We start from the raw sequence: 20,502 nt of genomic DNA, 5'->3' as shown, positions 1-20,502 counted from the left end.
GAACAGCCCTTCATGTCTTCATGTCATGGGCGCTCGGGCGCCCCCGCGGCGAAGGGCCGGTCAGGGTGCGGGGACCTCGTCCAGGAGTTGGGGGCCGTTGTTCTGCACGCTGTTGACGGCGGGCGAGACGGGTCGGGCGTCGAGGTGGCCGTCTGCCGGCGGGGTGAGCAGGGTGCGCAGGTCGTCGGTGCTCTCGTGCCGGGGATCGAGCCAGGCGTCGTAGTGGTCGGGGGTGAGCGCGAGCGGCATGCGGGGGTGGATGCGGCCGGCCGCGTCGGTGGCCTCGGTGGTGATGATGGTGCAGGTCATCAGCCAGGCGGCGGGGTCGTCAGCGTCCTTGACCGCCGGGTCGCGCCAGTACTCGTACAGCCCGGCGAGGGCCATCACCTGCCCGTCCTCCGGGTGGATGTAGTACGGCTGCTTGCGGGCCTTGCCCGACTTGTGGTCCTTGACCTCCTCCCACTCGTAGAAGCCGTCCGCGGGCAGCAGGCAACGGCGTTTGACGAAGGCCTTGCGGAAGGCGGGCTTCTCGTGCACGGTCTCCACGCGCGCGTTGATCAACCGTGCGCCGATCTTCGCGTCCTTCGCCCACGAGGGCACCAGCCCCCATCGCAGCGGCCTCAGCTTGCGGCGCGCCGGAGCGCCCTCGTCGGCGTCGCGCGCGGTGCGCTCCAGGACGGCCCACACCTCGTCGGTCGGGGCCACGTTCCAGCTCGGCGCCAGGGTCTCCTCGGGATACCAGTCGGTGACCTGGAACATCTGGGCGAGGTCCTCCGGGCTACGGGTGGAGGCGTAGCGGCCGCACATACGGCCACTGTGCCACGGCGCGGCGCCTCGGGCCTGACGAGCGTGTCTTCAGCTCGATCGTCCGTCCCGGCCAGGCGTGGCTCGGGTGCGGGAGGTGCGGCGGCCTCGAGGGCCGCACCCCGCGCTGGGATGCGGCCCTCAAGGTGTACCTATGCCTTCCAGCCGCCGTACGGCACGGTGATGAGTTCCATGGCGTGGCCCACCGGGTCCATGAAGTACACGCCACGGCCACCGTCGTTGTGGTTGATCGTGCCGGGCTGCCGCATCTGCGGGTCGGCGTAGTGCTCGATACCGCGCCCGCTGATCCGCACGTACGCCGCGTCGAACTCCTCCTCGGAGATCAGGAAGGCGTAGTGCTGGGGTGTGATGCTCTCCGCGGGGATGGCGGCGAAGTCCAGTGTGACGCCGTTGCTCAGTTCGACGGCGATGAACGGGCCCCACTCCGCGGTGATCTCGAGGTCCAGCAGCTCCGCGAAGAACTCCGCGGACTCCCGGTTGTCCCGGGCATGGACGATCGTGTGGTTCAACTCGACTGACATGGAATGCCTCCGAGGGCATCTCCCGGCACCTCCATGCCTCACCCAGCCGGTGACCGACACGCGATGCCGCCCGTGGATCTTAGTCGAACCGTTGTCCACCGGCAGTCCCTGGCCCGTTTCAGGCGTCACGCGCGAATTCTCGAAGCCGACAGTCGATGTTGTGCATTTTATTGACGGCGACAACCAGGGCGCCTACCTTCGCGGTGTCCTTCCCCCGGTCAAGGGAGACCGCGATGCCCCCGTCCCCCGCCGCATCACCGTCGCCGGCGCCGTCCACGAACCCCGAGCACACCCGCCAACTGCGCCGCGTCGCCCTCTCCGGGCTGCTCGGCACCGCCGTGGAGTTCTACGACTTCCTCGTCTACGGCACGGTCGCCGCCCTCGTCTTCGGCGAGCTCTTCTTCCCCGGCGCCGATCCCGCCGTCGGCACCATCGCCGCGTTCGGCACCTTCGCCGCCGGCTACGTCGCCCGCCCAGTCGGCGGCATCCTCTTCGGGCACTTCGGCGACCGGCTCGGCCGCAAGTCGATGCTGCTGCTCACCATGGGCCTGATGGGCGGCGCCAGCTTCCTCATCGGTCTGCTGCCCACGTACGACACGATCGGCGTCTGGGCACCGGTCCTGCTGATCACCCTGCGCGTCCTCCAGGGCATCGCCATCGGCGGTGAGTGGGGCGGCGCCACCTTGATGGTCGTCGAGCACGCCGGAGAGCGGCGCCGCGGACTGTGGTCCAGCTTCACGCAGATGGGGGCCCCGCTCGGCTCCCTGATCTCCGCGGCCGTCGTCGCTCTCGTCTCGACCCTCCCCAAGGACGAGTTCACGGCCTGGGGCTGGCGCGTACCGTTCCTGCTGAGCGTCGTCCTGCTCGGTGTCGGGCTCTTCGTCCGGCTCAAGGTGGTGGAGAGCCCGCTGTTCGCCGAGGTGAAGAAGGACCGTGCCGAGGCCCGGCTGCCGATCCTCGACGTGCTGCGGCGCCCGCGTCCGGTGCTGCTGGCCTGCTGTGTCGGCATCGGCGCCTTCACCGCCCAGTCACTGCTGACCAGTTACCTCATCGCGTACGCCACCGGAATCGGGTACGCCCGCCCGCAGGTGCTCACCGCGCTCACGGTCTCCGCCGCCGTCGCCCTGGTCGTGCTGCCCTGCGCCTCCACGCTCTCCGACCGCGTCGGCCGCCGCCCGGTCGTCCTCGCCGGAGCCGTCCTGTCGGCCGCGACCGCCTTCCCGGTCCTCGCGCTGGTCGACTCGAAGTCGCCGGGCGCGCTGATCCTGGCCGTCGTCCTCGGCCACGGTATCGCCCAGTCCCTGATGTACGGCCCGCTGGGCGCCCTGTTCAGCGAGATGTTCGGCACCCGGGTCCGCTACACCGGTGCCTCCCTCGGCTACCAGGGCGCCACCCTCGTCGGCGCCGGCTTCTCCCCCATGATCGCCGGAAGTCTGGTCGCGAGCAGCGGCAACAGCACGCCCGTAGCCCTGCTGCTGTGCGGCGGCTCGCTCATCACCGCGCTGACCGTCTGGTTCGTGCGCGAGACCAGTCGTACGTCCATCTCCGGCACCGCCGCCGACCTCCCCGGCACCCCCCACACGGAGGAGATCACCGCATGACGACCAGCACCCGCACGCGCACCGTCGTCGGGGCCGCCCTCCTGCTCGCCGTCACCGCACTCCCCGGCTCGGCCGTCGCCGCCGCCGAGGACCCCACCCACGTGGACGGCCGGCTCCCCTCGGGCGCCACGTACACGATGGACGTGCCCGCGGACTGGAACGGCACGGTCCTCGTATTCAGCCACGGTTACCGGCCGTCCGGCGCCCCCAACCCCGCCCAGAACGCCCCGGACGACACCACCAAGTCCCGGCTGCTCGACCGCGGTTACGCACTGATCGGCTCCTCGTACGCCACCACGGGCTGGGCCGTGACGAACGCCGTCCCCGACCAGCTCGCCACCCTGACCGCCTTCACCGACCGCTTCGGCACGGCCCGCCGCACCATCGCCTGGGGCCAGTCGTACGGCGGCCTGGTCACCACCGCTCTCGCCGAACGCCACCCGGCCCGCATCGACGGCTCGTTGTCGATGTGCGGCCTGGTGCACGGCGGAGTCGCCAACTGGAACAGCACCCTCGACCCGGTCTTCGCGCTCAAGACCCTTCTCGCACCCGACTCCGGCATCCCGCTCACCGGCCTGCCCGACCAGGAGACCGCGACCCGGGCGGCGAACACCCTGACGGCCGCGGTGGACTCGGCGCAGTCGACGCCCGCCGGACGCGCCCGGATCGCGCTGGCCGCCGCCCTGCACAACATCCCCGGCTGGAACGATCCGTCCCAGCCGCGGCCCGCCCCCACCGACTGGGACGCGCAGCAGGCCAACCAGTACACGGCCGTCAAGGGCCTGCTGAAGTTGCCCGCCTTCAGCTGGCGGCAGGAGGCCGAGACCCGGGCGGGCGGCAACATGTCCTGGAACACGGGGGTCGACTACGCGAGGCTGCTCGGCCGGTCCGCCGTCCGCAAGGAGGTCACCGAGCTGTACAAGAAGGCCGGCCTGTCCCTGCGTGCCGACCTCGCCACCCTCAACCGCGCCCCGCGGATCAGCGCCGCCGCCGACGCCGTGGCCTGGATGAGCCGCACCAGCTCCTTCACCGGCCGCCTCACCAAACCGCAGTTCACGATCCACACCACCGGCGACGCCCTGATCCCCGTCCAGGCCGAGAGCGCCCTGCGCCGCGCGGTCACCGCCGCCGGCTCGGGCTCCCTCCTCCGCCAGGCATACGTCGGCAACGCCGGTCACTGCACCTTCAACCCCGCCGAGAACCTCGCCGCGCTGGGCACCCTGGAGGACCGCCTCACCACCGGCACCTGGCCGGGCACCGACCCCGAGTCCCTCAACTCCCGCGCAGCGGCGGCCGACCCCACGACCCCCGCCCGCTACGCGCAGTACCACCCCGCCCCGTACCCGCGCCCGTACGACCTTGCCCACCCCGCCGACGCCGCCCAGTGACGCCGTACGACTGCCTGCCTCACCGCCCTCGGCGGGCAGTCGTAACCTGTCCACCGTGGCGTACAACGACATCCTGGAGACCTCGGACGGCGGCGACATCTCGGAGGCCGCCCCCCAGCCGCGCCCCCAGTCGCTCATGCTCGCCTTCTTCGGGAACCACGTTCTGGAGGAAGGCGACCTGGGCGTCTACTCGGGCAGCATCATCGACGTGCTCGGCCGCGTCGGGGTCGGTGAACAGGCCGTACGCTCCACGCTCACGCGGATGGTCAACCGCGGCCTGCTGATGCGCCAGCGCGAGGGCCGGAAGATGTTCTTCGGTCTGACCCCGCAGGCGACGCGCGTCCTCGAGGACGGCCGTGCCCGCATCTGGCAGCAGGGCGCGGTCAACGACGAGTGGGACGGCTCCTGGACCCTGCTCGGTTTCTCCCTCCCGGACTCCTGGAAACGCCAGCGTCACGACCTGCGCTCCCGGCTCACCTGGGCCGGGTTCGGCGCGCTGTACAGCGGGCTGTGGATCGCCCCGGGGGACGTCGATGTCGCCGCCATCGTCTCGGAACTCGGGCTGGCGGACCACGTCAAGATCTTCCACGCCCGGGCGGACGAGGCCACCGACGTCGGGCTCATGGTCCGCGACACCTGGGACCTGGAGAGCATCGCCGCACGCTACGTCACCTTCGACAAGCGGTGGACCGCCCACCTCGACGCCGGATCCGGGGACGACCCGATCGCCACCCGGCTGCGGCTGGTCAGCGAGTGGCTCTGGACCATCCGCTCGGACCCGAGGCTGCCCGCCCGGCACCTGCCCCCCGACTGGCCGGCCCGCCCCGCCCGGGAGACCTTCCGCCGCGTCGCCGACCAGACCGCACGGCCCGCGCACGAGATGGCCCGCGAACTGCTGGAGACGACCCGTCTTCGGTAGCCCTCGCCCGCTCACCTGCCCAGTCGCCGCCGCCCCACGACGGCGGCGGCGGGAGACCCGATACGTGCGCGAGTTGGTGCATTCACGGCTCCCGGCAGCGGCGAGCTCACGGCCGTGGCCGCTGCGCTTGGTTCCGACAGGGAGGCGTCGACGATGAACCGCTTCGCGCACACACAACTCTGACCGGAGTTGGTGAAGCGCGCCCTCACCGCGGCCGCGGCGGATTTTGCCACGTCGGCGCCGCCGAGGACCACGAAGGCGTCCGAGCCGCCCAGCTCCAGCACGGACTTCTTCGCGGCGGGCCCGGCCGCCGAGCCGGCGGCAGGGCCCGCCCGGTTGCCTCCGGTGAGCGTGACGGCGGCGACACGGTCGTCCCCGACGAGCCTGACGGTCACCTCGCGCACGTCGCCGTCGGCGATGACCGGTGCGGTCATTCGCGGCCGCCTCGCGCCCGAGCTTGTAGGGGGGACGGAGCCCCCACACTTGCGGACAGAAGCTGACCGCAAGTCTCCCTACGGTCGTCCCATGACCCAGACACAGAAGATCCTCGTCACCGGCGCCACCGGGACCGTCGGCCGCCAGGTCGTCGCCGAACTGCTCGCCCGCGGCCACTCGGTCCGTGCCCTCACCCGGGACGCGGCGAAGGCCGACTTCCCGGCCGGCGTCGAGGTCGTCCAGGGAGACCTGACCGAACCCGACACCCTGATGCCGGCCCTGGACGGCGTCACCGGCCTCCACCTGATCACCTTCGGCGGCCCCTACTTCGCACCGCTGGAGACCGGCCCGCGGATCCTGCAGCTGGCCCGTGCGGCCGGCGTGCGCCGGGTCACCGTGCTGCACGGCGGCGGGCCCTCCCTGCTGGAGGACGCTGTGCGGGCGGACGACGGTGTGGAGTGGACCGTACTCATGCCGGTCGAGTTCATGGCGAACGCCCTGGAGTGGGCGGACGGGATCGTGACCTCGGACGAGGTCCGCGAGCCGTTCGTCGCCCGGCTGAGCGCGATGGTCCACGAGGGGGACATCGGCGCCGTCGCCGCGGTCGCGCTCACCGAGGAGGGGCACGGGGGCCAGGAGTACGTGATCACCGGGCCCGAACTGCTCACCGTCGCCGACAAGGTGGCGACGATCGCCGCCGTCCGCGGCCGGGAGATCGCCCTGGTCGAGCTGACCGAGGAGCAGGCCGTCGAGCGGTGGCGGGCGGCGGGCCATCCGGACGATGTGATCGGCTTCCTGCTCGAGGCGTACGGCAACACCCCGGAGGTGGGTCGCACGGTGGTCGACACCGTCGAGAAGATCACCGGCCGATCGGCCCGCACCTTCGGTCAGTGGGCCGCGGAGCATGTGGAGGCCTTCAAGTCACCGTCGGCGGGGGCCACGCCGTAGCGCCGGTGCAGGAGGTGCGACGGACGCGGAGAAGCCCGCAGCACAGGTGCCGCCCGCGTCCGTCGCAGCCCGCAGCACGCGCCCTCCGCGCCCTGCCTGGGCTGGTGGTCAGCGGACGGGGCCGGTCCCGGTAGAGCAGGCGGGTCGGTCCGTCACCAGCGCACGGCGGTGAAATCCACCGGACGCGGGCGGAGTTGCCGGGTGCGTGCCGTCAGCCGGTGCAGCCGCTGGGCCATGTCGTCCGGAGGGAGGCGCCGCCGGTCGCCGTGGCCCGGCAGCAGCCACTCGAAGCGCAGCCGGTCGACCGTACGGGCAAGGGATGCGGCCAGCTCCTCGATGGAGTACCAGGTGACACTCTCGACCACCTCGATGTCCGCTGTCGTTCGTGACCAGTAGAAACTGTCGCCGCTGAAGCAGTACCGCTCGTCGGCGAGGTAGAGCACGCTGCCTCGCGTGTGGCCGGGCAGTGGGAAGGCGGTCACTCCCTCGGCGATCTCGGTCGGGTCGGTACCGCGCAGCACTTGGTCGGCGTCCGGGGCGGCATCCAGATCACCTTCGTGAATCCACAGCCGGGCGCCGAAGTGGTCGGCGTATCGGCGGCCGTGCGCGGCGTGGTCGCGGTGGGTGAGCAGGACATCGGTGACGGGACCCAGCGCCTCGTGACGGGCGGCCAACGAAGTACTCCAGCGCGGCGTGTCGACCATCATCGCGGTGCCGTCCGGGCGGCGTAACAGATAGGAGTTCGCCCCTGCGGTGTGCGGGGAATTGTGCCCGCACAGGTGCACCGTGTCGTCCAAGGCCATCGGGAAGGGGTCCGGTGCCGCACCGAGCCGCCCGCTCGGGGGCCGGATCGACCGGGTGGGGCAGGCGTGCGCGGCGGCGTTGAGCTGACGGACCTCGCTCCGGCCGCGCGGTTGGCGCAGGACGACCGAGCGGCCGTCGACCTCACCGATCAGGCCAGGGGCCAACTGCCGGGCGATATCGCAGTTCGTGCATCGCTCGTCCACCCACCAGCCGCCCTCGAACACTCCGTCACCCATGACTCCACTCCCTCTTCTCACCGCGCCCGCTGACCGGTCGCTCACAGCCAGGGGTATCCGGCGCCGCGCGGAAAGAGCAAGGGCGTCTGGATCTTGTATGTGCGGCACGGCCACGCTCTGACGGGTGTTTTCAGAGCCTTTGAGCCCATTTGCGAATGCCGTGGTTGGGACGCCCGACTGCTCGGGCCCGCCGATGCGGCTCCCCGGATCTCTCCCGATGGGGCGCTCCCGGTCCGCCGATGCGGCTCTCCCGGGAGCGCTATACGCTGCCGGTTTGTGAACGGAATCGATCTTGTCAACGGGATAGTCGGGGCCGTCTGCGGCATCATCCTGGCCATACTGTTCCAACAGCCGCTTCAGGACGGCTGGTTCAGGGCCCGTCGCCGATTCGCCACCGTCGTACGGAGTCTGACGTACCGTGAGGGCGGTGCCCCGCTCTCCACCTGGTCCACCTTCTCGATCGGTCCGCTGCACACGTCGGCACTGGTGGTCGAGGGCGACGGAGAGCAGGCCATCGCGCCGGAGTCGGTCCGGGTCCAGGTGCTGGAGGGCGAGGTGGTCCTCCCGGAGGAGATGGCTGCCTGGCGGGCGGAGGTCGAGGCGGCGGAGGAGCAGGCGGAGACGTCCGGCACGCGCGTGCGTGTCTGGAACGGCCCCAGGTATGCCGTCGAGGGTCTGGAGATCTCCCGCACCGCGCTTGAGGAGCACGCGGACGTCCGGCTACGGCTACGCCCCACGGACTACTTCACGTTCCTCGCGGCGCAGCAGCTCGACCGCCGGTTCGCCGACGGCACCACCCCGCGCGGACGCTACCTCGACCCCGACCGCCCCTTGGACGCCCCCGCCTTCCTGCAGTGCAGCTTCGGTGTGAACGTGGCTGTGGTCACGGCCGATCACCTGCTCGTCGTCAGCCGGCGAGCCGACAACGTCCGGTCCGGGCCCGGCCTGTGGGGCTCCTCGGTGAACGAGGGGCTGTCCCGGCACATCGACTCGGCCGGCCGCAGCGCGCCCGACCTGCACGACGTCGCACGGCGCGGCATGCGCGAGGAGCTCTCCCTGGAGCCGCAGGAGTACACGCTCACGTTGCTGGCCTTCGTCCTGGACATCGAACGACGGCAGTGGAGCGCCCACTTCACCGCACACCTCACCGACCTGACCGGGCAGGCCCTGCGCTCCCGCATCTCGCGCGGCGTCGCCGACCGCTGGGAGCACCAGAGCATCGAGTACGTGCCGTTCCGCCCGGTGGACGTCACCCGTTACGTCCTGCGCCCGGACCGGATTCGCCGCTGGGCCCCGGTCACGCCGGCCCTGTTCCATCTGGCACTGGTGCACACCCACGGCCGCGGCGCCGTGGAACGCGCCGAAGCCCAGACCGTCCGCCGCCTGCGCGCCGAAGGAACACGACTCCCTACGGACCCACCCGTGTCCGGTGCGGCGCCAGAACCTCGCTGACCACCCGCTCTTTCCTGCCCGCCGGCCACAGCCCGACCTCGCCAAGTCGGCCTGGAACAGGCGGCAGCGGGCCGCCGACATCTCCAGCAAATGCGATGGCACCGAGCGCCCGCGGGCGACGAGACTGGGCCGGTGAACACCCTGCCGCCGTCGCCCGGCCCGCTCCCACTGCCGGTAACGGACCCACGTGCCCACAACGTCGTCCTCGACTATCCGGGCATGCACGCCCTGGTCACCGACCTGGTTGTGCCCGGCGAGGCGTCGATGTACGTCATGAGTGCGCTGGAGACCTCCCGCGAGCTCATCCGGCACTCCTACTACCGGTACGAGTTCGCCACCGTCGCCATGGCACATTCCCTGTTCGCCCTGGAGCAGGTCCTTGCCGAACGTCTGGCCGTCGACGCACCACTCCAGGACCTGATCGAACGGGCCACCGGCGCAGGGCTCATCACGGCCGAACTCGCCGCCCGACTCGACAGCCGTTGACATGCCGGGAGCACAGTCCGAGGACCGACTCGCCCGGCTGTGGGAGAAGCATCAGCGCGCGCTGTTCCCTGCAAGCTTCCGTGGCGTGGGCATCGAGGGAGTGGAGCTGATCCTCCTGGACGCCGACGTCGCGGGCCTCGTCCAGAGAGAGCTGAACGGCGGGCTCGACGAGAGTGGCATTGCCGTCCTCTGGGCGTGCATCGCCGACCTCGACAAGATCATGCCGCTGATCAGTGAGGAGTACTGCGCCGCCTACTTCACGGGCCTTCGAGCGATGGCCGGAGTCGCAGCGGCGCGCTACATCCCCACCGCGAGCTGAGAGCCGTGGTCCTCCAGGCCCTCGCCAGGGCCGCCAGGTCCCGCGCTCGCCGCCACGCTCCACTCGCCGCGGCTACGCTGCGGAGTCATCCGTGCCGGGTGAGGAGAAGAGTATGGACTCGTGCAGGCGTCAGTTCCTTGGCAGGACTGCAGCCGTGGTGGCGGGTGTCGCGGCGCCGCTGGCCCTGCCTGGGAGCGCCCTCCCAGCGAGCCACGCCGACCCGGCCCCCGACGCCGGCGCGGACACGGCTACCGCCCCGCGGACCGGCACAGTCGCCGGCACCAGCACTGGCACTGGCGCCAGGCATGAGCGATTCATGTGGCTGGCCATCGCGCAGGCCCGGAGGAACCCCGAGTGGCCGTTCGGCGCGGTGATCGTCCACAACCGCACCGGCGAGGTACTGGCAAGCGGGGTCAACACCGGGGCGGACAGCCCGTTGCTGCACGGCGAGGTGGTCGCCATGAACGACTACGTACGGCGGCACGGCAACCAGGGCTGGGCCGACACCACGCTCTACACGACGGGCGAGCCCTGCTCGATGTGCATGAGCGCGCTGGCATGGGCGAATCTGCGGCGCGTCGTCTGGGCAAGCTCGATCGACGAGATCCGCAGTACCGACATCATCCAAATCGACCTGACCGCACGGGAGGTGGCCGCCGCCGCGCGGTCCTTCTACACCCCCGACCTCCTCCTCGGCGGCGTGTTGGCGAACCACACGAACCGCCTCTTCGAGGAGGCCCGACGCCTGCGAACACCACCGGCAAACGCTCCGTCGGCCGGACCAGGCCGACACTGGACGCCGTACCGGTCGTCCGGCATCCGCCCCGCCGGTCTTTCACCAGTTCATTCCCCTCCGGGCACGCCGCCTCGGCCGCCGCGTCCGTGAGGGTGCCGCGTTCGAGTCACCGCGGTGGGGCGCCGCTCTGGCTTCCTGCGCTCCCGGACGGGGCGGGCCTGGTCGTCGTCAACCCGTCTTCCGAAGCCCAGCCGCAACTGGCCGACCCTGCATGGCAGTTGATCGCGGCCCTGCCGCAGGCGGCGGCGCAGGCGTCCGCGACCGTGTCGACGCCCAGGTCGGCGGCTGGTCTACTCCCTCAACACCCTCAGCCTTGGCGTCTACCCGGAACTCGTGCGGCTGCGCGAGCGATGGGCTCCGCGAATCGGCGGACCACCGGCCACCCTCCTCAGGGCCGCCCGCATTCTGCGCCAGGCCCGTCCCCTCCAGGCCAAGGTGAACGGACGGCGCCGGTCGCTGTGGCTGCTCATCGCCGGAAACGGCGTGCTCCGGAGTGGCGGCATCGCTCCCGTCCGCCGCCACGACTTGGCCGACGGACTGCTCGACATGCGAGTCGCCCACGCCGGCCGCTGCGCCCACAGCCGTCTGCCGGCGGCAGCGTGGGTCGGCCGGCTGACATGACACCGTTCTACGCGGCGGCACGGCCGAAGCGCCTGCTGATCTCCGGCCTGCCCGAGGACGCCTGCAGGGCCTACGACGGCGAGGTGACCGAAGCGCCTCCCGCCCTCCTCCTCGACAAGCTCGACGAGGCACTGACCGTGTACCGCCCGGCACCGGACGATCCTCCCGCCCACTCCCTTGCTGCTCCCATGGACACACTCCGGTGACGCCGCCGCTGCAGTGCCACCTCTTCCTGGGGCGCAGGTTCGGGCTGCAGGAGGCCGTCAGCTACGTCGAGGAGCGACAGCCCGTCGCGCGCGCTGACTGCCTGCAGCCAGGCCAACGCGTCCGCAGCGGAGCAGCCTCCGCGTGCCGCGACCCGTTCGGCGGCCTGGTGGATGCGGTGCCAGCGTGCCGCACGTGTATCCGTTGTCCACACCGGGCGCCGGCAACCCGTGCTCGCGTGCACCTGCCGCCAGCGCAGTAGCGCGTCCAAAGCAACGCCAGCGGCATGTTGCGCATGCTCGATGTGCGGGCCTGTCACCTGCGCCGGATGCGTGTAGTACAGGCACATGACGCCGATCGGCGTGCGGCGTTCGTTCAACGGCAGCGCCAGTACCTGCTCAACGTCGGACACCTCGTCAACCAGGTGTCGGCCGGCACTGGCGTGATGGTCCTGCAAGCCCGAGGCCAAGACCGGCCGCATCTCCAGTGCCGCATTGATCGACGGCCCGTCAGCGAGCGTGAACTGCACGGCCTCGCCCAGCAGGGCAGCTTCATCGGTGGCATGCAGCAGTTGCCAGCGGTCCAAACTCGGAAGAAGCGAGAGAGCCGCTCGCTGCGCCCCCATGCCGTCCGCGAACGCGGTGCACAGTCGGCGTGGCAGAGTGCCTCGCCCCACCGCTGCCGCGACCGAGACGTCATGCACAATCGATGATGTTTCCGGTGTTTCCTCCAGCATCGTCATCATCCTTCAGTCGCGCAGTGATTGCGCGTTGCGAGCGCCCGGAGAGCGGTACGGATGGCCGTACCCGGCGCCCAAGAGGTAACAGTGCGCCTACCACCCGACAGACCATCTCATGTGTCGCTCATCCAACTCGACTGCACTGGCGGTCACTTGGGATGACGACTCCAAATGGCACGAGGCTTTCTGTCGGTGATCGCGCCCACGGATGTGGCGGAGGCCGAAGCCGTACTGATCGTGGTGTCGGAGCTGGTCACCAACGCGGCGGTGCACGCCGGTGGGGTCACTGGCTTTGAGCTGCGGGCGGACCCAGGAACAGTCACGGTGAGTGTCGAGGACGCAAGTCCGGACCCGCCGCGCCCCCGTCGGTCCAAGCGAACCGCTGAATGGGAGCCGGGCGGCTTCGGCTGGCCGCTGACCCAGGAGTTGTCCGCAGACGTAGACGTCTGCACCGGACCGGGGGGGGAAGACCGTGCGGGCTGTTCTGCCTCTGGTGCACTGACCTCGGGGAACAGCACCGCCGCTCCACCGCGGAGCCGCACCAGGATGGGTCCGATGGGCCGCCGCCGATCACGCTCCGCGCACCCGCCAGGGCATGAAAGTGGTGACGCCGGGTAAGCGCGCCACAGGCCGGTCTGCTGGTTGCCAGGAGAGACCGGGGCGACAGGAGGGCTTGTGACAGCCGCGACGCACGTCGAGACAACGACGGATTCCGACACCGAGCTGCCACAGATCACCAACCCGCAGAAGATGGCACCCAACGACGCACGGGCGCTGTCCAAGCTGTTCTTCGACCGGCTTGCGGTGCTCGAGGAGGGAACCCGCGAGTATCAGTACGCGCGCAACACCCTGATCGAGATGAACATGTCGCTGGTGCGGTTTGCCGCCGGCCGCTTCCGTAGCCGCAGCGAGGACATGGAGGACATCGTCCAGGTCGGCACCATCGGTCTGATCAAGGCCATCGACCGGTTCGAGGTCTCCCGCGAGGTCCAGTTCACCAGCTTCGCCGTGCCCTACGTCATGGGCGAGATCAAGCGGTTCTTCCGCGACACCTCTTGGTCCGTGCACGTGCCGCGGCGTCTTCAGGAGGCGCGTACGGAACTCGCCAAGGCCAACGAGGAACTCAGCACTCGCCTTGGCCGCGCCCCCAAGGTCTCAGAACTGGCCTCCTTGATGGACCTCACCGAGGACGAGGTCATCGACGCCCAGATGGCGGCGAACGGCTACACCGCCGCATCCCTGGATGCCGCCATCAGCATCGACGACAACGAGGGCGAGGCGACTCTGTCCGAGTTCATCGGCGAGGAGGACCCCGCCCTCGAACTCGTCGAGGACTTCCATGCGCTCGCGCCCCTCATCGCCGACCTGAATGAACGGGACCGCCGCATCCTCCACATGAGGTTCGTCGAGGAGCTCACCCAGGCGCAGATCGGGACGGAACTCGGCGTCTCCCAGATGCACGTCTCACGCCTCATCACCCGCATTCTGGCCCGCCTGCGCTCGGGCATGCTCTCCCCCGAAGTCGCGAGCTGACCACCCTCGGCCGTCTCACCCCTGTGAGAGGCCGACGCGAGGGAGTCGGACGACGGTCACGAAGAACTCGTCGATCTGGCGGACGGCGGCGATGAACTGGTCCAGGTCGACGGGCTTGGTGACGTAGGCGTTGGCGTGGAGCTTGTAGCTGCGCAGGATGTCTTCCTCCGCGGAGGACGTCGTCAGGACGACCACGGGGATGTGCGACAAGTCAGGGTCGGACTTGATGCGTTCCAGGACCTGTCGGCCGTCGTACTTGGGCAGGTTGAGGTCGAGCAGGATCAGGTCGGGAGACGGGGCCTGTTCGTGCGCGCCGCGCCGGTAGAGGAAGTCGAGCGCCTCCTCGCCGTCGCGGACGACGTGCAGCGTGTTGCCGATCTTGTTGTCCTCGAAGGCTTCCCGGGTCATCAGTACGTCACCGGGGTCGTCCTCGACGAGCAGGACCTCGATGGGCTGGGCGGGGGCGGTCATGCCGGGTTTCCTTCCAGGGCGGTGCCGACAGGGCTCTGCTCGCCGTGCGGGGCGTCTGTAGCCGTGGCGGCTGGGCGAGCGGGCAGGGTGAAGCAGAACCGGGTGCCGTCGGTGTAGGCGGTGTCGATCCAGATGTGACCGCCGTGGAACTCGACGATCTTCTTGCACAGGGCCAGACCGATCCCGGTGCCTGAGTAGGCGTCGCGGCCGTGCAGGCGCTGGAAGATGACGAAGACCTTCTCGCTGAACTCCTCGGGAATCCCTATGCCGTTGTCGGTGACACACAGCCGCCACGCCGCGGCGTCTTCCTCCGCATCGGGGTCCGGCTCGCAGGTGATGCGGACGGCGGGGGTGCGGTCTAGGTGGCGGAACTTGATGGCGTTGCCGATCAGGTTCTGCCAGAGCATGACCATCAAGGTCGGGTCACCTATGACCTCGGGCAATTCCTCGGGGCGTTCGATGCTGACTCCGGACTCCTCAACCGCAGCCGTCAAATTGGCCAGAGCCTTGTCCGCAGCCTGCTCCAACCGAACAGGCAGGTGCGCGTCGTTGACCCGTCCGACGCGGGAGAAGGTCAGCAGATCGTTGATGAGGATCTGCATGCGTCTGGCGCCGTCCACGGCAAAGTCGATGTACTGCGTGGCGCGCTCGTCCAGCTTGTCGCCGTACCGCTTCTCCAGCAGTTGGCAGAAGGAGGCGACCTTGCGCAGCGGTTCTTGCAGGTCGTGGGAGGCGACGTAGGCGAACTGCTCCAACTCGGCGTTGGACCGGAGCAGCTCAGCCGCCTGGGCGTCCAGGTCGGCGGCCTGCTGGGTCAGCTCTTCCTGCTGGCTGCGGGAGGCGGCCAGCTCGGCCACGAGGCGTTGGCGCATTGCTTCGACGTCGCGGGCCATCGCCTGGATGTCGGCAGGGCCTTCTGCGGCGATGGAGTGCTCGAACTCCCCCTCGGCCACACGGCGGGATCCGGTGCGCAGACCGTCCAAGGGACGAGCGACGAGCATGTGCACCAGCACGGCCAGGGCGATGCCGGTGAGGAGGAAGGCAGCGACCATTCCGCCCAGCACCCAGTTCCGCACGGTACGCACGTGCGTCAGCTCGCTCCGGGCCTGCTGCCGGGCCTGGGCGAGGTGGGTGTCCTGGGTGGTGAACAGGGCGCGGATGCGATCGAAAGCTCTCTCGCCTCGTTCGGTGGCGGCCTCGCTCACCGGGCGGGGAGTACCCGGGGTGACACCGGCGACGAGGGGTTCTGCGTAGGTACGCCGCCAGTCGGCCGCCGCGCGTTCGATGGCGTCCAGATCCGCCCGCAGAATCGCCCGTTCGCCGACCAGGGCGCGCAGTCGGGCGGCAGAATCATACTCAGCCCGTTTGCCTTCGGTGTACGGGGCGAGGAACTGCTGGTCGGCGGCCAGGGCATAGCCACGGGCCCCGGTCTCCTGGTTCAGCAGGGCGCTCTGCAGCCGATATGCCTCGGAGCGGGCCGGCTGTATCTGCTCGATCAGCTCGTCCGAGACGTCTGCGGTCCGCGCCAGCAACTCGGCGCCCACCACGGAGCCGGTCACCACCAGAGCGATCATCACGGCCAGAGCCAGATGGAACCAGCCCTGCACCGTCATCCGGCCACCGCGGCGTGCCCTGGGCTGTGCGGAAGGCGCTGTCACGGTCACGGTTCCTCGGTCGCTTCGCGTTGCTGGGCCCACCGCAGGTGCAGCACGGCCACGTCATCGGCCAGGCCACCATAGTGCTCGGCGAGCGCCTCGGCCCTGCTGATGAGTTCGTCGACGAACGCCTCCGCCTTCAGGTCTGCGGCCGAGCGAGCCAGCTCCAGCAGGCCCTCCTCACCCAGCCGTTCACTCCCGGGGCCGGTCCGGCCTTCGAACAGGCCGTCGGTGAACAGCACGATCCCCGCATCGTCCGGCAGCGCCAGTTCCTTCACCGGCCAGCGGGCCATGCCGTCCGGCAGCACCCCCAATGCGGGCCCGCCGGGTACCTCCACCCACTCCACGCCGGCGCCTGCGCGCAGCAGCATCCCCGGGTGGCCGGCGCGCATGACCCGCACCGAGCGCCGGTCCGACAGCAGTTCAAGGCTGGCGAGCGTGGCGAAGATGTGCTCCCCCGTACGCTCGGCGACCAAAACCTCCTGGAGCGTGCTCAGTTGCCGTGCACCGGTGGCTCCGCTGACCACGAGGGTGCGCCAAGCGATCCGCAGGCCCACTCCGAGGGCCGCCTCGTCGGGACCGTGCCCTGACACATCGCCGATCAGCACGTGCACGGTGCCGTCCGGGGTCTGCACCACGTCGTAGAAGTCGCCGCCCAGCAGCGACTGTTCCCGGCCCGGCAGATAACGAGCGACCACGTCCAGGCCATCCGCGTCGTGCAGGAGTGGAGTGGGCAGCAGGCCGCGCTCCAGCCGGGCGTTCTCCTCCGCACGCAGCTGGCCCGCCTGCAACGCGGCAGCGGCATGCTCGGCCTGCTTGCGCTGAATGGCGTACCTGACCGCGCGGCCGAAGAGCTCCGGATCGACGCGCCCCTTGACCAGGTAGTCCTGCGCGCCCGCGGCGACCGCCGCAAGCCCGGTGCCCTCCTCGGCCAGCCCGGTCAGTACCACCACCGCCACGCCGTCCGCGTACCGCTGGATGGCGGCCACCGCCTCCAGCCCCTGGGCGTCGGACAGGTGCAGATCCAGCAGTACGCAGTCCGGGACAGCGGCGGCCACCAGGGTCTGGTGGGCCTCGGCCAGGGAGCGTACCCAGGTCAGCCGCATGCCGGGAGAGCAGTCGGCGACCAGCTCCTCTACGAGAAGGGCGTCCGCCTCGTCGTCCTCGATCAGAAGCACCGACGGTTCTTGCCACGACCAAGCGCCATCGTCATCCGTGCTCGGGCCACTGGACGCACGCACGCCGATCAGTGTCGACGCTCCGACGGATGTGACGGTCGGGCCAGCAGTGGCGAGGCCGCTGGCTTTGCCCGCCTTGGCGGACAGCCCTTGGATGCCGACAAGCCCGTGCTGAGCGGGGAGCATCGGTCCCTGCCTCTCCCTCCGTCATAGATCTGCAGAGCCCGTCGGGGCCCCTCATCGCCCAACGACAACAGACGAAGAGTACTGGCAGCCTTCCGCCCTGCCCTCGAAGTACTCACGATCAGTCAGATTCTGGCTGACTACGAAACAGTTGCCCACTGGATCAGGAGACAGACCTGCGATCGACATCGCCACGTCGACGCGCCAGGGCAGCAGCATCAGCACTGCGCCGCACACACCAGCCGTTCGGGTGAACAGGGCGTTTTCCCGAGGAGCAAGGGTAGGCGCGTCACCAGATCAAAGACTCGCCAAGTGGGACGAGCTTGCGACCCACGGCAGTCACGAAGTGACCGACCGGAAGGGGAACATGACGATGGACGACCTTGCGCAGCTGATCCAGAAATCGATGCACCGCCGCCGCTTGACGGCTCAGGCCGTCGCCGAGCAGACCGGCATCCGCACCCCACGAATCAAGGCATTCGCAGAGGACGGCGCCAACGGCCCGATCCACCCCACCGACGACGAACTGAAGGAACTCGCTCGCACCCTCTCACTACCACCATCGGCCGTGCTGGGCGCCGCGCATCCCACGGTCAGGGCGAAGGCGGCTTCAGCAGCGCGGAGACTGAGGCAGCGCACCGGTACTCGTCGGACACTGGCCCGTCGGTCCTACTAGCGTGGCGGCCAACGATCTGGCAGGCGGCCGGGGAGCGGGATCGCCGCAGTTCCGAGCCGGGGAAAGCGGTGGCGTACGAGTGGGCGCTCGGACGCTCCGAGAGTTCCCCGGTGACCGGCCAACGACAGTTAGGGCGGTCCAAAAGTTCGCGCTGCCCAGTCTGCCGCTACTCCCAGCCAACCAAAGGGCCCATGCTGGCCGAGCCCGAAAATCGCTTCGGCGTCTCCTCCTCCACGGTGTGCCGGATCATCCAGCGGCTGGGGCCGCTGCTCGCGATCGAGCCCGTCTCCCGCCAGGCCGATGCCTCACAGCGGCTGTGGATCGTGGACGGCACCCTGGTCCCGGTCCGCGACCGGGGGGTGGGCGCGTCCTCGCGTAATCACCGCTTCTCGGCGAATGTGCAGGTGGCGCTTTCAGCAGTGGGCGTCCGGGGCGTTTGCGGTGCGGGACGCTCAGGCCGGTATTGAGGTAGGCGCCGTCGCCGAGCACCGTCACCCCCTCGCAGGACGCGGCCAGGCCGGAGCGACGCCAGGCGTGTGCGTCCGCGGCGGTGCCCGGCAGCGGACGGGCCGCGGCCACGACCAGTGGGATGTCGGCGTCCACGATGACGGATGAAGAACTACAAGATCCTGCGCGACTGCCGGCAGCGCGGCGACGGTCTCCCCCACGCGGTCGAGGCCGTCGCCCGCATGCACCATCTCGCCCTCGCCGTACGAGCAGACAGGCCCACCGCCTACTTCAGGCTGCCTGGTCGATGCGTTGTGCAACACGCTTCAGTCGCTGTGGACCATCCGCAGCGTCACCGTGCTGCCGCGTCGCAACCTGGTCCCGGCCCCGGGCTCCTGGCTCCACACCTCCACGCGCGCTCCCTGGGCGCCGGTGAAGCGGGGCACGAGGTCCGCGTCGCGGATCGCGTTGCCGGCCGCGTTGCGGGCGAGCCCCGTGACATCGGGGACGGTTGTCTCCTCCAGCGTCGTGTAGATGCTTATGGGCGTGCGCGCCGACAGTGCGCCGAACCACTCGACGCCCTCACGCAGCATGCGCCACTGGAAGCGAGTGACGCCCGTGGCGGCGGGTGCGGTCACCCGGAACGGGAAGGTGACGTGCTCGCCGGGAGCGACAGAGCGGGGCAGCTCGACGCGGGTCAGACCCCAGGTCTGATTGTCCTGGGGACTCTGCGAGCCCAGCCGGTGGGCGCCGGCCGTCGTCCAGGTCTCCGTGCCGACATTGCACATCGTCACGGACACGTCGTAGTCCTGGCCGCGGACCATGGTGGTGGGAACCGTCTGCGAGACGAACAGCGCGTCACGCGCCCGGAAGTCGGAGGCAAACCAGAGGTCGTTGGCGTCGCGCTCGGCGAAGCAGGTGACCTCCTGCTGGCCCATGGTCCAGTCCGGATGCGAATAGCCCTGATGAGAGTGGAGGGCGTGCTCGGTCGGCAGGTGGATCAGGCGGATCTGCCGGCCCGCCTGCCAGGTTCCGCCGCCCTCGATCTCCACCCGCCAGGTGTCGTTGCCGTCACCCTGCCCGCCCTCGCCGAAGCAGGTGACCTCTTGCTGTCCGGTGACAGGGGAGGGGATACCGCCGTGGCTATGCAGGTTCCTTCGGGTGGCCACGTGCTCCAGGCGTACCAGATCACCGTGCGAGACCTGCTGGCCGATGCGGTGGTCCGCCGGTGTTCCGTCAGGGCCCCTGACGATCCAAAGGTCGTTGTCGTCGGCCCCGTCGTAGCAGGTGACCTGTTGCTGGCCCGAGGACCCCGGGTGACCGTACGCATAGGGGTGAGAGTGGAGGTTGAACCAGGTCATGGCGTGCCGTACGCGCAGCGTGGAGCCGTAGCGCACGCTCACGCCCGCAGCCTCCACCAGCACATCCGGAGTGAACTCGCCGAACCACTCGACACCGTCTTGCACCATCCGCCACTGGTGGTGGGCGGGCAATTGCGCGGGCGCGCTCACACGGAAGGCGAAGGTCGCCTCGCCCCAGGTCGGCACCCGGTGCGGTACGTCGACCCGGCCGAGGCCCCATAGTGTGTTGTCCTGCGGATTCTGTGATCCCAGGCGGTAGTTGTGACCTTGCGTCCAGCTCTGGATCCCGGTGTTGCGCAGGGTGACCGCGATGTCGTATCCCTGCCCGGGGACCATCGCGGTGGGCAAGGACTGCGACACGAAGGCGGCGTCCCGCACCGCGAACGGACTCCGGATGCCCTCGACGGTCCACATCTCGGCGTCGATGCCCACGGCACCGTAGCGGATGCGGAAGAAACCGTCCTCACCCCAGTCCTCGCCCCAGCTGTTCTTGCAGATCCAGTAGCCGCCCTCGTCGTCGTAGCCCACGACACAGACACAGTGCCCGCCGACCTCCTCTCCCCACACGTGCCGGTACACACCCTCGGCGTAGGCGAAGAAGTCCTGTTGAAGCTCTCCCCTCCCTTCGCAAGCTCAGGGAGGGGATTCCTGTCTACCTTGCGGCGACAGGCTTGACGGTTTTACCCGCCCTGCGACCGCGCCTT

Annotated in this window: 22 protein-coding genes and 2 pseudogenes; 14 read left to right on the top strand and 10 right to left on the bottom strand. The window is 69.9% G+C overall.

Annotated elements, in window-relative coordinates:
* Positions 1 to 60: 60 nt before the first annotated feature.
* Together IF78_RS0127370 and IF78_RS0127365 are read right to left on the bottom strand one after the other, a co-directional pair.
* On the bottom strand, positions 61 to 807 hold the full coding sequence (locus IF78_RS0127370; protein WP_031485472.1) for an SOS response-associated peptidase: 747 nt from the start codon (positions 805 to 807) through the stop codon (positions 61 to 63).
* A gap of 149 nt (positions 808 to 956) precedes the next feature.
* Positions 957 to 1,346 (bottom strand): VOC family protein, encoded by a 390-nt coding sequence (locus IF78_RS0127365; RefSeq protein WP_031485471.1) that lies wholly within the window; start codon positions 1,344 to 1,346, stop codon positions 957 to 959.
* Between the two features lie 233 nt (positions 1,347 to 1,579).
* On the opposite strand from IF78_RS0127365, the gene IF78_RS0127360 reads away from it, so the two are divergent.
* The 3 genes from IF78_RS0127360 to IF78_RS0127350 are packed head-to-tail and all read left to right on the top strand — an operon-like array spanning position 1,580 to position 5,254.
* Entirely contained in the window at positions 1,580 to 2,947 is a 1,368-nt protein-coding gene (locus IF78_RS0127360; RefSeq protein ID WP_031485470.1) for an MFS transporter, read from the top strand.
* Positions 2,944 to 4,335, top strand: coding sequence for an alpha/beta hydrolase family protein (locus IF78_RS0127355; RefSeq protein ID WP_031485468.1), 1,392 nt, complete (start codon positions 2,944 to 2,946; stop codon positions 4,333 to 4,335). The genes IF78_RS0127360 and IF78_RS0127355 overlap by 4 nt, the downstream gene beginning before the upstream one ends.
* Before the next feature lie 55 nt (positions 4,336 to 4,390).
* On the top strand, positions 4,391 to 5,254 hold the full coding sequence (locus tag IF78_RS0127350; RefSeq protein ID WP_063762213.1) for a PaaX family transcriptional regulator: 864 nt from the start codon (positions 4,391 to 4,393) through the stop codon (positions 5,252 to 5,254).
* A gap of 11 nt (positions 5,255 to 5,265) precedes the next feature.
* Here the strand turns inward: IF78_RS0127350 and IF78_RS0127345 are convergent, their stop codons facing one another.
* Entirely contained in the window at positions 5,266 to 5,688 is a 423-nt protein-coding gene (locus IF78_RS0127345) for an aldehyde dehydrogenase family protein (RefSeq protein WP_031485466.1), read from the bottom strand.
* Positions 5,689 to 5,779: 91 nt separating this feature from the next.
* On the opposite strand from IF78_RS0127345, the gene IF78_RS0127340 reads away from it, so the two are divergent.
* Positions 5,780 to 6,637 carry an SDR family oxidoreductase gene (locus IF78_RS0127340; protein ID WP_031485465.1) on the top strand — a complete coding sequence of 286 codons (858 nt, stop codon included), beginning with the start codon at positions 5,780 to 5,782 and terminating at the stop codon, positions 6,635 to 6,637.
* Positions 6,638 to 6,789: 152 nt separating this feature from the next.
* On the opposite strand, the gene IF78_RS0127335 is transcribed toward IF78_RS0127340, so the two are convergent.
* A complete protein-coding gene (locus IF78_RS0127335; protein WP_031485463.1) occupies positions 6,790 to 7,677 on the bottom strand; it encodes an MBL fold metallo-hydrolase in 888 nt (295 codons plus the stop codon).
* Between the two features lie 276 nt (positions 7,678 to 7,953).
* On the opposite strand from IF78_RS0127335, the gene IF78_RS0127330 reads away from it, so the two are divergent.
* From IF78_RS0127330 to IF78_RS45130, 5 genes are all read left to right on the top strand, one after another.
* A complete protein-coding gene (locus tag IF78_RS0127330; RefSeq protein WP_051828217.1) occupies positions 7,954 to 9,129 on the top strand; it encodes a hypothetical protein in 1,176 nt (391 codons plus the stop codon).
* A gap of 132 nt (positions 9,130 to 9,261) precedes the next feature.
* Positions 9,262 to 9,615, top strand: coding sequence for a hypothetical protein (locus IF78_RS49830; protein ID WP_031485459.1), 354 nt, complete (start codon positions 9,262 to 9,264; stop codon positions 9,613 to 9,615).
* Position 9,616: 1 nt separating this feature from the next.
* Positions 9,617 to 9,934 carry a hypothetical protein gene (locus IF78_RS49825; protein ID WP_031485456.1) on the top strand — a complete coding sequence of 106 codons (318 nt, stop codon included), beginning with the start codon at positions 9,617 to 9,619 and terminating at the stop codon, positions 9,932 to 9,934.
* A 316-nt stretch (positions 9,935 to 10,250) separates the two neighbouring features.
* Positions 10,251 to 10,820: a nucleoside deaminase gene (locus tag IF78_RS50930; protein ID WP_078662606.1), complete on the top strand. Its 570-nt coding sequence runs from the start codon at positions 10,251 to 10,253 to the stop codon at positions 10,818 to 10,820.
* 243 nt (positions 10,821 to 11,063) lie between these two features.
* Entirely contained in the window at positions 11,064 to 11,351 is a 288-nt protein-coding gene (locus IF78_RS45130) for a diacylglycerol kinase family protein (RefSeq protein ID WP_051828215.1), read from the top strand.
* Positions 11,352 to 11,421: 70 nt separating this feature from the next.
* Here the strand turns inward: IF78_RS45130 and IF78_RS46510 are convergent, their stop codons facing one another.
* On the bottom strand, positions 11,422 to 12,291 hold the full coding sequence (locus IF78_RS46510) for a GAF and ANTAR domain-containing protein (RefSeq protein ID WP_158751519.1): 870 nt from the start codon (positions 12,289 to 12,291) through the stop codon (positions 11,422 to 11,424).
* Between the two features lie 174 nt (positions 12,292 to 12,465).
* Here IF78_RS46510 and IF78_RS50925 point away from each other — a divergent pair, with 174 nt between their 5' ends.
* Together IF78_RS50925 and IF78_RS0127305 are read left to right on the top strand one after the other, a co-directional pair.
* Positions 12,466 to 12,912, top strand: a complete 447-nt coding sequence (locus tag IF78_RS50925) for an ATP-binding protein (protein WP_078662605.1) — start codon at positions 12,466 to 12,468, stop codon at positions 12,910 to 12,912.
* 132 nt (positions 12,913 to 13,044) lie between these two features.
* Positions 13,045 to 13,827, top strand: coding sequence for an RNA polymerase sigma factor SigF (locus IF78_RS0127305; protein WP_078662610.1), 783 nt, complete (start codon positions 13,045 to 13,047; stop codon positions 13,825 to 13,827).
* Positions 13,828 to 13,842: 15 nt separating this feature from the next.
* Here the strand turns inward: IF78_RS0127305 and IF78_RS0127300 are convergent, their stop codons facing one another.
* From IF78_RS0127300 to IF78_RS0127290, 3 genes are read right to left on the bottom strand one after another with little or no spacing between them, the layout of a single operon-like run.
* Positions 13,843 to 14,298: a response regulator gene (locus tag IF78_RS0127300; protein WP_031485450.1), complete on the bottom strand. Its 456-nt coding sequence runs from the start codon at positions 14,296 to 14,298 to the stop codon at positions 13,843 to 13,845.
* Complete coding sequence (locus tag IF78_RS0127295; protein ID WP_031485448.1) at positions 14,295 to 15,911, bottom strand: sensor histidine kinase; 1,617 nt, start codon at positions 15,909 to 15,911, stop codon at positions 14,295 to 14,297. Before IF78_RS0127295 ends, IF78_RS0127300 begins: the two co-directional genes overlap by 4 nt.
* A gap of 47 nt (positions 15,912 to 15,958) precedes the next feature.
* Positions 15,959 to 17,194 carry a PP2C family protein-serine/threonine phosphatase gene (locus tag IF78_RS0127290; RefSeq protein WP_234439901.1) on the bottom strand — a complete coding sequence of 412 codons (1,236 nt, stop codon included), beginning with the start codon at positions 17,192 to 17,194 and terminating at the stop codon, positions 15,959 to 15,961.
* Between the two features lie 487 nt (positions 17,195 to 17,681).
* On the opposite strand from IF78_RS0127290, the gene IF78_RS46500 reads away from it, so the two are divergent.
* The 3 genes and pseudogenes from IF78_RS46500 to IF78_RS49805 form a co-directional block, all read left to right on the top strand.
* Positions 17,682 to 17,990, top strand: a complete 309-nt coding sequence (locus IF78_RS46500; RefSeq protein WP_199921434.1) for an XRE family transcriptional regulator — start codon at positions 17,682 to 17,684, stop codon at positions 17,988 to 17,990.
* A gap of 191 nt (positions 17,991 to 18,181) precedes the next feature.
* Positions 18,182 to 18,457: a helix-turn-helix domain-containing protein gene (locus tag IF78_RS48565; protein WP_158751515.1), complete on the top strand. Its 276-nt coding sequence runs from the start codon at positions 18,182 to 18,184 to the stop codon at positions 18,455 to 18,457.
* Positions 18,458 to 18,598: 141 nt separating this feature from the next.
* Positions 18,599 to 18,700 (top strand): annotated as a pseudogene (locus tag IF78_RS49805) (IS5/IS1182 family transposase); the annotation flags it as partial.
* Positions 18,701 to 18,763: 63 nt separating this feature from the next.
* Here the strand turns inward: IF78_RS49805 and IF78_RS50490 are convergent.
* Positions 18,764 to 19,030 (bottom strand): PASTA domain-containing protein, encoded by a 267-nt coding sequence (locus tag IF78_RS50490; RefSeq protein WP_267882976.1) that lies wholly within the window; start codon positions 19,028 to 19,030, stop codon positions 18,764 to 18,766.
* 309 nt (positions 19,031 to 19,339) lie between these two features.
* Positions 19,340 to 20,395, bottom strand: a pseudogene (locus tag IF78_RS50485) (MIR domain-containing protein); the annotation flags it as partial.
* Between the last annotated feature and the right edge of the window lie 107 nt (positions 20,396 to 20,502).

The organism is Streptomyces bicolor (assembly GCF_000719285.1).
In the GTDB taxonomy this organism is placed as follows: Bacteria; Actinomycetota; Actinomycetes; order Streptomycetales; family Streptomycetaceae; genus Streptomyces; species Streptomyces bicolor.
This window is presented reverse-complemented; position numbering and strand designations above follow the sequence as displayed.

Excerpts from the sequence above, each read along its gene's own strand:
- IF78_RS50925 (WP_078662605.1), top strand. The coding sequence starts at position 12,466 with ATGGCACGAGGCTTTCTGTCGGTGATCGCGCCCACGGATGTGGCGGAG.
- IF78_RS0127360 (WP_031485470.1), top strand. The coding sequence starts at position 1,580 with ATGCCCCCGTCCCCCGCCGCATCACCGTCGCCGGCGCCGTCCACGAAC.
- IF78_RS0127295 (WP_031485448.1), bottom strand. The coding sequence starts at position 15,911 with ATGACGGTGCAGGGCTGGTTCCATCTGGCTCTGGCCGTGATGATCGCT.
- IF78_RS0127340 (WP_031485465.1), top strand. The coding sequence starts at position 5,780 with ATGACCCAGACACAGAAGATCCTCGTCACCGGCGCCACCGGGACCGTC.
- IF78_RS0127335 (WP_031485463.1), bottom strand. The coding sequence starts at position 7,677 with ATGGGTGACGGAGTGTTCGAGGGCGGCTGGTGGGTGGACGAGCGATGC.
- IF78_RS0127370 (WP_031485472.1), bottom strand. The coding sequence starts at position 807 with ATGTGCGGCCGCTACGCCTCCACCCGTAGCCCGGAGGACCTCGCCCAG.
- IF78_RS0127365 (WP_031485471.1), bottom strand. The coding sequence starts at position 1,346 with ATGTCAGTCGAGTTGAACCACACGATCGTCCATGCCCGGGACAACCGG.
- IF78_RS48565 (WP_158751515.1), top strand. The coding sequence starts at position 18,182 with ATGCTGGCCGAGCCCGAAAATCGCTTCGGCGTCTCCTCCTCCACGGTG.
- IF78_RS49825 (WP_031485456.1), top strand. The coding sequence starts at position 9,617 with ATGCCGGGAGCACAGTCCGAGGACCGACTCGCCCGGCTGTGGGAGAAG.
- IF78_RS50930 (WP_078662606.1), top strand. The coding sequence starts at position 10,251 with ATGTGGCTGGCCATCGCGCAGGCCCGGAGGAACCCCGAGTGGCCGTTC.
- IF78_RS50490 (WP_267882976.1), bottom strand. The coding sequence starts at position 19,030 with ATGCTGCGTGAGGGCGTCGAGTGGTTCGGCGCACTGTCGGCGCGCACG.
- IF78_RS0127305 (WP_078662610.1), top strand. The coding sequence starts at position 13,045 with ATGGCACCCAACGACGCACGGGCGCTGTCCAAGCTGTTCTTCGACCGG.
- IF78_RS0127345 (WP_031485466.1), bottom strand. The coding sequence starts at position 5,688 with ATGACCGCACCGGTCATCGCCGACGGCGACGTGCGCGAGGTGACCGTC.
- IF78_RS46500 (WP_199921434.1), top strand. The coding sequence starts at position 17,682 with ATGACGATGGACGACCTTGCGCAGCTGATCCAGAAATCGATGCACCGC.
- IF78_RS0127300 (WP_031485450.1), bottom strand. The coding sequence starts at position 14,298 with ATGACCGCCCCCGCCCAGCCCATCGAGGTCCTGCTCGTCGAGGACGAC.
- IF78_RS0127355 (WP_031485468.1), top strand. The coding sequence starts at position 2,944 with ATGACGACCAGCACCCGCACGCGCACCGTCGTCGGGGCCGCCCTCCTG.
- IF78_RS46510 (WP_158751519.1), bottom strand. The coding sequence starts at position 12,291 with ATGCTGGAGGAAACACCGGAAACATCATCGATTGTGCATGACGTCTCG.